The sequence below is a fragment of the Jiangella rhizosphaerae genome, from assembly GCF_003579925.1.
Lineage (GTDB): Bacteria > Actinomycetota > Actinomycetes > Jiangellales > Jiangellaceae > Jiangella > Jiangella rhizosphaerae.
The window spans coordinates 22074-31535 of the sequence record NZ_QUAL01000435.1; the positions used below are offsets into that span (position 1 = coordinate 22074).

The window sequence follows — 9462 nt, forward strand, 5'->3', positions numbered from 1 at the left end:
AAGGAAGGTGCCCATGACCACCCAGCTGACGGCGCTGAGACAGGGGAGGGCGAACCTCGTCCTGGCCACGCTCTTCCTCGGGATGTTCGTGCTCGGCAGCGCCGAACTGCTCGTGGTCGGCGTGCTGAACCTGATCGCGTCCGACCTGCAGGTCTCCGTCCCGACGGCCGGCACTCTGGTGACGGCCTATGCGCTCGGCCTGGCCATCGGCGGTCCGGTCCTCGCCGCGCTGACGATCACGCTCGACAAGCGGACCGTCCTCGTCGGCACACTCGTCCTGTCCATCGCCGGCACCCTGGTCGTGGTGCTGACCAGCGAGTACGGCGTGTTCCTCGCCGCACGCGCCGCCACCGGCGCGCTCCAGGGGCTGTTCATCTCCGCCGCGTTCCCGGCCGGCATCTCCGTCGTCCGGCCCGACCGCACGGGCCGGGCGATCGCCGTCGTGATCGCCGGCGTCGCGGTGTCGGCCGCCCTGGGCGTGCCCGTGGGGACGCTGGCCGGCCAGACGCTCGGCTGGCGCGGCTCGTTCGCCGCGCTGGTGGTGCTGACTGCCGTCGCGCTGATCGCGACCCTGGCGGTGGTCCCGTCCGTGCCGAGCAGCGGCGGCGGGGCGGGCCACCAGGCCAGGCACGCGTTCGCCCCGCGGGTGCTGGCGGTGCTGTTCCTGAACGTCCTCGTCTTCGCGGCGCTGTTCGCGGCCCTGACGTACATCGTCCCGTTCCTCGAGAGCGTCACGGACATCTCCGGCGGGCTGATCAGCGTCTTCCTGCTCGCCTACGGTGCGGCCACCGCGGTGGGCTCCTTCGCCGGCGGCCGCTTCGCCGACACGAACGCCGCCCGCACGCTCACCGTCGCGACCATCGGCGTGGCCGTGGCGCTCCTGGCGCTCTGGCTGGGCGGTGCGAACGCCGTCCTCGCGGCGCTGGCGCTGCTCGCCCTGGGACTGTTCGCCATGGGCATGCTGCCGTCCATCCAATACCGCGTGATCAGCCTCGCCGGCCCGGGCGGCGCACTGGCGCAGTCGCTGCCGGCGTCCGCCGCCAACGTGGGCATCGCGGCCGGCTCCGCCGCCGGCGGCATCGCGATCGGCCACTTCGCCGCGTCGTCCGTCGTGGTCACCGGGCTGATCCTCGCCGCCGTCGCGATCCCGGTCGCCTGGGCGACCGGCTTCCTCCGGCCCTCGGCGGCCGACGCGACGGGCGAAGCGCGCCCGGCCACCCTGACGACGGAATGACGGGAGAGAACACATGAGCAACCAGTCCGGAAGCGTCCTCCGCGCCCTGCACGTGCCCGGTGCGCCGCTCGTCCTGCCGAATGCCTGGGACGCGGCCTCCGCCCGGATGGTCCAGGCCGCGGGCTTCCCGGCCGTCGCCACGAGCAGCGCCGCCACGGCCGCCGTCCTCGGGTACGAGGACGGCGAGGCGGCACCGGTGGAGGACGTGCTGGCCGCCGCGGCGCGCATCGTGCGCGCGGTGGACGTTCCCGTGACGGTCGACTTCGAACGCGGCTACGGGCTCGCGCCGGACGAGCTCGTCGAGCGGTTCGCCGCGACGGGCGCCGCCGGGCTGAACCTGGAGGACTCCGACCCGCGCAGCGAGGCCATGATCGACGCGGCCGAGCAGGCCGACTTCCTGGCCGAGGTGCGCGCCGCCGCACGGTCCCTCGGTGCCGATCTGGTGATCAACGCGCGGACCGACTCGTTCCTGCGCCGCGCCGGATCGCCCGAGGACCAGCTGGCCGCGTCGATCGAGCGCGGCACCAGGTACGTCGCGGCCGGCGCGGACTGCGTCTATCCGATCGGCGCCGGCGACCCCGGCGCGATACGGGCGCTGACCGGCGGCATCCCCGGGCCGGTCAACGTCGGGTACGGGCAGGGCGCACGGTCGCCGGCTGACTACGCCTCGCTCGGAGTCGCCCGGGTGAGCTTCGGCCCGAGCCTGCAGCGCCACCTGTACGGCACCTTCGGCTCCGAGCTGCTCTCCGCCGTCGCCGCCGGCCGGAACCCGTTCCCACCCTGACGTGGGGCCGAGCTGGTCATCGCGGCCTGGCTAGGCTGAGGTCCTGGCCGGCTGGAAACGAGTGGAGCGGTATCGGTGTCGTCCGTACGGGTCGAGAACGACCTCGTCTATGCGACGGTGGACGGCGTCCGGCTCGCGCTGGACCTCTATCGCGCTCCGCAGCCCGACGCGCCGCTGGTGCTGTACGTGCACGGCGGCGGGTGGCGGCACGGCGACAAGGCCGAGGACGGCCCGCGGCGGCTGCTGCCGCTCGCCGAGCGCGGCGTGACCGTGGCATCGGCCGACTACCGACTGCTGCCTGACGCGGTATTCCCGGACCAGGTGCACGACCTCAAGGCCGCGGTGCGCTGGCTGCGGGCGCACGGCGCCGACCTCGAGCTGGCGACGGAGCGCATCGGGATCTGGGGCGCGTCGGCAGGCGCGTACCTGGGCTCGCTGCTGGCGCTGACGCCCGGCGACGAGACGTTCGAGGGCACGGTCGGCGGCCATCGCGACCAGTCCAGCGCCGTCCAGGCCGTCGTCCACTGGTTCGGCCCCTCCGACCTGCTCACCGCGGGGTCGCGCAGCCGGCTCGAGACCCGGCTGCTGCCGTTCGCGTTCGAGGCCGATCTGCTCGGGGTCCCCTCGGTCGCCGACGCCGCTGACCAGGCCCGCGAGCTCAGCCTGCTCAGCCGGGCCTCGGCACAGGCTCCGCCGTTCCTCATCGCGCACGGCGACCGCGACCGCATCGTCGCCCCGTCGGAGGGCGCGGCCCTGCACCAGGCGCTGAGCCGGGCCGGTGCGAGCAGCCGGTTCGACCTGCTGGGCGGCGCGGGCCACGAGGACGCGGCGTTCGACGACGCCGCGTCGCTCGCACTGACGGCGGCCTGGCTGCGGGCCGTGCTCCGGCCGGACGGCCGATGACGGGAATAGCCGGCGGCCCTCGCGCCTTGACATTCGTGGCGGCGAGTCGCGACGCAAGCGTCGCGCTTGCACGTGTTGCGGCCCGAAGGGCGCTAGTCTTGTAGACAGCTGTGCTGCAGTGCGACCCGTCGAGCGGGGTTCTCCACTGCGGCCGGCGACGAGGAAACCGGCCACCGGCCGGGACGTTCACACGTGACAGCGGCGCCAGGCTCGCCCGGATCTGCAGGCCGAGCCGCGTCGTGGGGGAGCAGTTTCGCGCGCCGCGCGACACCGGCGCTCGGCCGGCCGGCAAGGCGTGGCGCGGCCGACCCCGCCGCTGCCACCCACGTGAGCGGGGCAACTCCGGAGGAGGAGCACTTGGCGAGAGACGCCAGGCGCCGGCCCGGCGCCAGCCGGACGGCGAGCCGGTCGCGCAGGCGCGACCGGGCACAGGACGACGAGGGCATCATGTCGGTGCTCGCGCGCGCCGTGCGCGAGGTCGAGGGCAGCGTCCAGCGCGGCGCGATGAAGCCCTCGACGCGCACGAAGTTCCAGGTCATCGCGCTGCTGGTGCGCGAGGAGCGCGCCCAGGTCAAGGCCGACGAGACGCACAACGAGGCCTACCGCGCCGAGCAGCTCAAGCGGCTCGACGGCATCGCGACGATCCTGGCGAAGGTCGCCGTCCGCGACGCCTCCCTGCTGGGGTTGCTGGCCGAGGACGCGCCGGTGAGCGACGCGGCCCGGGCGCTGCGGCGCGAGATGCTGACCGCGGCCGGCCGCGACCCCGGCGTCGAGGAGGTCCCGGTCGCCGCGCCGGCCGCGGCCGCCGTCACGACGGCGAAGCGGCAGGTGGTGCCGCAGTCGGTGATCTCGCGGCAGCTCGCCAACCCGTTCCTCGCCCCCGACTACGAGGCCGCCGCCCGTCCGGCGCAGAAGAGTGCGACGCGGCCGCGCCGGCTGGTCAACTGGGAGCTGATCGGGCCGCTGCTCAGCTCGTTCGAGAACGCCACCGACGGCACGACGGCCTCCATGGCGCTGCCCGCCGCGAGCACCGTCGGCACGCCGCCGGGCCTGGAGCTGATGCCGCACCAGGCCCGGCTGGTCGCGGCCGCCGAGGCCGGGCACCGCACCTTCCTGCTGGCCGACGAGCCCGGCCTGGGCAAGACGGCGCAGGCGCTGCTCGCCGCGCAGGCCGCGGACGCCTACCCGCTGCTCGTCGTCGTCCCCAACGTCGTCAAGACCAACTGGGCGCGCGAGGCCGGACGGTGGACGCCCGCCCACCCGGCGACCGTCATCCACGGCGACGGCGACACCATCGACGCCTTCGCCGACATCATCGTCGTCAACTACGAGGTGCTCGACCGCCACGTCGGCTGGCTCGGCGACCTCGGCTTCCGCGGCATGGTCGTCGACGAGGCGCACTTCATCAAGAACAAGAAGTCGCAGCGGTCCCAGCACGTGCTCCAGCTCGCCGAGCAGATCCGGTCGCGCACCCTCCGCCCGCTGCTCATGGCGCTCACCGGCACCCCGCTGATCAACGACATCGACGACTTCCGCGCGATCTGGCAGTTCCTCGGCTGGATCGACGAGCGCAAGCCCGGCCGGGAGCTGATGGAGGCGCTGGAGGAGACCGGCCTGACGCCCGTCGACCCCGGGTTCTCGTCAGCCGCCCGCGCCAGCGTGATCGACATGGGCATCGTCCGGCGGCGTAAGAGCGAGGTCGCCGCGGACATCCCGGCCCGCCGCGTCGCCGACCTGCCGGTCGAGTTGGACGACGCCGCCGGCCGGTCGATCCGCGCCGCCGAGCGCGAGCTCGCCGGCCGCCTGGTGGCCCGCTACCGCGCCGCGCTCGAGGCGCGGGGCGCCGGCGCCACCACCGACGGCATCGATGCCGACCTCGTGCGCCGCGTGGCCGGCGCGGAGCTGGCCGACAAGTCGACGAAGACCGGCGAGAACGTGTTCAGCATGATCCGCCGCATCGGCCAGGCCAAGGCCGGCCTTGCCGCCGACTACGCCGCTCAGCTGGTCCGCAGCGCCGGCAAGGTGGTGTTCTTCGCCAAGCACATCGACGTCATGGACGCGGCCGAGGCGATCTTCGCCGAACGCGGACTGCGGTACGCGTCGATCCGCGGCGAGCAGACCACGCGGAAGCGGCAGCAGAACATCGACGCGTTCGTCAACGATCCGGACGTCGCCGTCGCGGTCTGCTCGTTGACGGCCGCGGGCGTCGGGATCAACCTGCAGGTCGCCTCGAACCTGGTGCTGGCCGAGCTGTCGTGGTCGGCCGCGGAGCAGACGCAGGCCATCGACCGTGTCCACCGGATCGGCCAGGCCGAGCCCGTCACGGCGTGGCGCATCATCGCCGCCCAGACCGTCGACACCCGCATCGCGGAGCTGATCGACGGCAAGGCCGGGCTCGCCGCCCGCGCCCTCGACGGCTCCGACGAGGAGGTGTCGTCGGCGTCCGATCTGCAGCTCGAGGCGCTGGTCGCACTGCTGACCGACGCGCTGACGGCGTCCCCGTAGGCGCCGCCGGGCGTCAGCCGTTCCGCGTGACGACCGGAGCGGCGGTGCGCTCCGTGCGCAGCACGACCAGCCGCTCGGTGCGGTCCGCCAGACGCTGCCAGCGGCGGCGCAGCGGGTCGTCGGCCGGCAGGCCGGTGTGGCAGGCGGTCGCCGCGCGCTGCCGTTCGCGGTCGACGTCGACGACGAGCACCTGGTGGCCGCGCGCCGCCTGGCCGGTCCGCAACGTCCAGGCGTAGAGCGTGCTGCCCTGCTTCGCCGCCGCGCGGAAGGCGGCCCGCATCGCGCGGACGTGGTCGGGGTGCGCGTCGTCGCCGGTGGCGTCGATGGTGAGGATGGCGTCGACGCCGTGGCGGGCCGCCAGGATCTCGTCGGCCAAGGCGTCCAGGCTGGTCAGCGCCAGCGCGCCCGGCGGATGGCCGAGCAGCGTGACGTCGTCGGCGCCGAGCTGGCGCGTGGCGCGGCCGAGGTCGCGGGCACGGTCCAGCCGCCGCCGCGGGCGGGGATCGGGCGTGCGCCCGTGGGTGAGGCAGACGATGTGGACCGACGTCCCGGCACCGGCGAACGCGGCGATGACGCCGCCCAGCGCGAACGTCGCGTCGTACGGGTGCGCACACACCACGAGCAGGGCGCGGGCGGCCGGCACCGGCCTCACGTAGTTGCTCATGCCTCAGCATCGGGGTACCCGGAACATCACCGTAGGGCCGGAAAGACCCGCGTTCTGGGACTTTCGTCCCATGTGGCCCCCGCCGGCCTCGCCACTGGCGGACCGGGTGCCGCCTCGGGCAAGGTGTGCAGCATCCCGAGACCGCGGAGGAGGGCCGATGAGGGCCGAGCAGCTGACGGCGGCGGTGTGCGAGCACGGCGAAGGGCCGGTCCAGTCGCCCCGCTGGTCGGGGCCGCGCTGGGTCGACATGCTGGCCGGTGACGTGCTCGAGCTGAGCCCGTCCGGCGAGGTCGCCCGCCGGAACGTGGGCAGCAAGGTCGCCGCCGTCGTGCGGCCGCGCCGGGGCGCGGGCTGGCTGGTCGCGACGGAGCGGGCGGTCGCGATGGCCGGCGACGACGCCCTGGACGCCGAGCTGACCAGCGGGCCGGAGCTGTGGACCGACCCCGGCATCCGCTCCAACGAGGGCGGCTGCGCCCCCGACGGGGCGTTCTACCTGGGCACCATGGCCTACGACGAGACGCCGGGCGCCGGCACGGTGCACCGCATCGACCCCTCCGGCGCCGTGACGACGGCGGTCGAGAACGTGACGATCTCCAACGGCCTCGGCTGGTCGCCCGACGGGGCCCGCGCCTACTACGTCGACACCGACATCGGCCGCATCGACGTCTTCGACTGGTCCGCCGACGACGGGCTGACCGGCCGGCGTCCCTGGGCGGAGGTGCCGGGCGGGCCCGACGGCCTGACCGTCGACGCCGAGGGCGGGGTGTGGGTGGCGACGTACTGGACGGGCGAGGTGCGCCGCTACGACGCCGACGGCCGCCTCGGCGCCGTCGTCGACCTGCCGGCGCGACGGGCCACCGCGGTCGCGTTCGCCGGCCCGGGCCTCGACGAGCTGATCGTCACGACGTCACGGCTCGGGCTCGACGACGCCGGGCCGGGCGACGGCGCGCTGTTCGCTCTTCGCGAGCCCGGCGTGCGCGGGCTGCCGGTCCTGGAGTTCGGCGGCTGACCGCGGGGGCCGTGCTGCCGGAGGTGCCGCGGGCCGACGCCGTCAGACGGCCAGCTCGGTGCGCAGCCACTCGCCGAGCACCCGGGCGCTCGCGTCGACCACCGACCGCCAGTCCATCGCCGACTCGTCGGCCGCGTCGGACACGTGCTTGACCAGCCGCACCGGAACGCCCAGCCGCCGGCACGCGTAGGCGACGGCGTAGCCCTCCATGTCGACCAGGTCGGCCCGCTGCGCCAGCGCGTCGCGCACCGCCGGATCGGCGACGAACCGGTCGCCGGTCGCGAGCGTGACGTCGTCGCCGTCGGGCAGCTCGATCAGCTCCTGCGGGTCGAAGCCGAGCGCCCTGACGAGGTCGGCGTCGAGGTCGTGGTTGAGCACCCGGCGGGGCGTGAGCAGGCCGGTCAGGCCGGGCCGCAGCGCGCCGGCGGTGCCGATGTTGACGACGGCGAGGTCGTCCGCCGCGCGCTCGACCAACGCCTGGGTCGTCGCCGCCGCGGCGGCGGTCTTGCCGATCCCGGTGACGACCACGGGCAACCCGGCGGGGACGTAGCGGGCCTCGAGCTCGGTCGCGCTCACGATGAGGAAGCTGGTCACCGGTGGAATCTATGCTCAGGCGGTCGCGGCCGGCAGCACCGGCGCCAGCATGCGCTGGGTGAACTCGTCGAGCAGCTCCTGGGCCACGGAGTCCAGCGCGATGGGGTTCGGCGTGGCCGGGCGTCGCTCGTCGTAGTAGGTGCCGTTGTCGTCGTGGTGTTGGGCGACGGCGACGAGGTTGGCGGCCGCGTGCTCGGGGCTGTCGCCGCCGACGGAGAACATCGCGTGCAGCAGGCCGGTCGAGATGACGCCGGGGTGCATGCTGACGACGTCGAGCGTCGGGTGCGGCCGCCGCCCGGCGAGGCGGCAGGTCCACGTCACCAGCGCCAGCTTGGACCGGGCGTACGCCGACGCGGGGGAGTAGCCCGGCCCGGCCAGCTCGAGGTCGTCCAGCGACAGCGTCGCCGAGTAGTGCGTCGCCGACGCGACGTTGACGATCCGCCCGGGGCGGCCGGCCCCGACGACGTCGAGGAGCAGCGTGGTCAGCGCGACCGGCGCGAGGTAATTGGTCTGCAGCGTCGCCTCGTGGCCGTCGGCCGTGAGCTCGCGCGACCGCGGGCCGGGCCGGGCGGCGTTGTTGATGAGCAGGTCGACGCCCTCGGGGCAGGCCGAGCGCACCGCCACCGCCAGCTCCGCGACCTCGTCGAGCACGCCGTAGTCGGCCCGCAGATAGACGACGTCGCCGTCCGGACCCGCCGCGGCGGAGAGCTGGTCGACCAGCCCGGCCACCTCGGCGGCCGGCTGCGGCCCGTGCACGACGAGCCGCCGCGGCCCGGCGGCGGCCAGCTCGATCGCCGTCGCTCGCCCGATGCCCGAGGTCGCGCCGGTGAGCACGATGGTCGATCCCGTCAGCCGCATGCGCCCGCCCCTCCCGCTCCGGTGAGGTCACAGTAGGCCACGGGGCGGACGATGGCAGCATGGCGGGGTGCGGGTGCAGCCGGTGACCGAGGACGTGCTGGTGACGCGGATCGTCGACCTCGTCCTCGCGACCGCGGCGGGCTCGGAGGGCGATGGCGGCGCCGGCGGCGGCGACGGCCGCGGCGTCCGGATGGTGGTCGACGGCCACCCGGCCGCGCACCCGGAACGGCTCGCCGACGCGCTGGTCGATCCGCTGCGGGCGGCGGGCCGGCCGGTGGCCCGGATCCGCGTCCGCGACTTCCTGCGGCCCCGGTCGCTGCGGCTGGAACACGGGCCGCACGACCCGGACTCGTTGCTGGACGCGTGGATCGACGTCGCCGCGCTGAACCGCGAGGTGCTCATGCCGGTCGGACCCGGCGGCTCCGGCCGCTATCTGCCGACGCTGCGCGACCCCGACACCGACCGTTCGACCCGGGCCGCGTACGTCGACGCACCGCCCGGGCTGGTCGTGGTGCTGGACGGTTCGCTGACACTGGGGCGCTGGCTCGACCTCGACCTCGCCGTGCACCTGGCGCTACGGCCGGCGACCCTGCGCCGGCTCACCCCGCCGGCGGACGCGTGGACGCTGCCGGCGTACAAGCGCTACGCCGCCGAGGTGGACCCCGAGGCCGTCGCCGATCTCGTCGTACGCGCAGACGACCCGCGCCACCCCGCGCTCGTGGTCGCCTGACCGCCCCCACCCCACCCCCGGTTCCCTCCGCCCCAGTTGATCTTGGAGTTGTTCGGCCATCTATCGGACATTTCCCCCGGCAATTGCCGAACAACTCCAAGATCAACGTCTGTTCGGGGCGCGCGGCGTGGCGGCCCGCGGGGTCCGCGCGGGCAGGGCGCGCGGGCGCGGGCGGGGGCCC

The 9462-nt window shown here is 74.8% G+C and carries 9 protein-coding genes; 6 read left to right on the top strand and 3 right to left on the bottom strand.

The window, feature by feature from the left end:
* Positions 1 to 13: 13 nt before the first annotated feature.
* The 4 genes from DY240_RS30100 to DY240_RS30115 all read left to right on the top strand — a co-directional run bounded on the left by DY240_RS30100 (position 14) and on the right by DY240_RS30115 (position 5426).
* Complete coding sequence (locus DY240_RS30100) at positions 14 to 1234, top strand: MFS transporter (RefSeq protein ID WP_119663330.1); 1221 nt, start codon at positions 14 to 16, stop codon at positions 1232 to 1234.
* A 13-nt stretch (positions 1235 to 1247) separates the two neighbouring features.
* Entirely contained in the window at positions 1248 to 2018 is a 771-nt protein-coding gene (locus tag DY240_RS30105) for an isocitrate lyase/PEP mutase family protein (RefSeq protein WP_119663331.1), read from the top strand.
* 75 nt (positions 2019 to 2093) lie between these two features.
* Complete coding sequence (locus DY240_RS30110) at positions 2094 to 2921, top strand: alpha/beta hydrolase (protein WP_119663332.1); 828 nt, start codon at positions 2094 to 2096, stop codon at positions 2919 to 2921.
* A gap of 357 nt (positions 2922 to 3278) precedes the next feature.
* Positions 3279 to 5426: a DEAD/DEAH box helicase gene (locus DY240_RS30115; RefSeq protein WP_119663333.1), complete on the top strand. Its 2148-nt coding sequence runs from the start codon at positions 3279 to 3281 to the stop codon at positions 5424 to 5426.
* Between the two features lie 13 nt (positions 5427 to 5439).
* On the opposite strand, the gene DY240_RS30120 is transcribed toward DY240_RS30115, so the two are convergent.
* Positions 5440 to 6090 carry a PIG-L family deacetylase gene (locus DY240_RS30120; protein ID WP_119663334.1) on the bottom strand — a complete coding sequence of 217 codons (651 nt, stop codon included), beginning with the start codon at positions 6088 to 6090 and terminating at the stop codon, positions 5440 to 5442.
* 157 nt (positions 6091 to 6247) lie between these two features.
* On the opposite strand from DY240_RS30120, the gene DY240_RS30125 reads away from it, so the two are divergent.
* A complete protein-coding gene (locus DY240_RS30125) occupies positions 6248 to 7099 on the top strand; it encodes an SMP-30/gluconolactonase/LRE family protein (protein ID WP_119663335.1) in 852 nt (283 codons plus the stop codon).
* A gap of 42 nt (positions 7100 to 7141) precedes the next feature.
* On the opposite strand, the gene DY240_RS30130 is transcribed toward DY240_RS30125, so the two are convergent.
* Together DY240_RS30130 and DY240_RS30135 are read right to left on the bottom strand one after the other, a co-directional pair.
* On the bottom strand, positions 7142 to 7693 hold the full coding sequence (locus DY240_RS30130) for a nucleosidase (RefSeq protein WP_119663336.1): 552 nt from the start codon (positions 7691 to 7693) through the stop codon (positions 7142 to 7144).
* A gap of 15 nt (positions 7694 to 7708) precedes the next feature.
* Complete coding sequence (locus DY240_RS30135; RefSeq protein WP_119663337.1) at positions 7709 to 8551, bottom strand: SDR family NAD(P)-dependent oxidoreductase; 843 nt, start codon at positions 8549 to 8551, stop codon at positions 7709 to 7711.
* 67 nt (positions 8552 to 8618) lie between these two features.
* On the opposite strand from DY240_RS30135, the gene DY240_RS30140 reads away from it, so the two are divergent.
* On the top strand, positions 8619 to 9281 hold the full coding sequence (locus DY240_RS30140; RefSeq protein WP_119663338.1) for a nucleoside/nucleotide kinase family protein: 663 nt from the start codon (positions 8619 to 8621) through the stop codon (positions 9279 to 9281).
* The last annotated feature ends 181 nt before the right edge of the window (positions 9282 to 9462 follow it).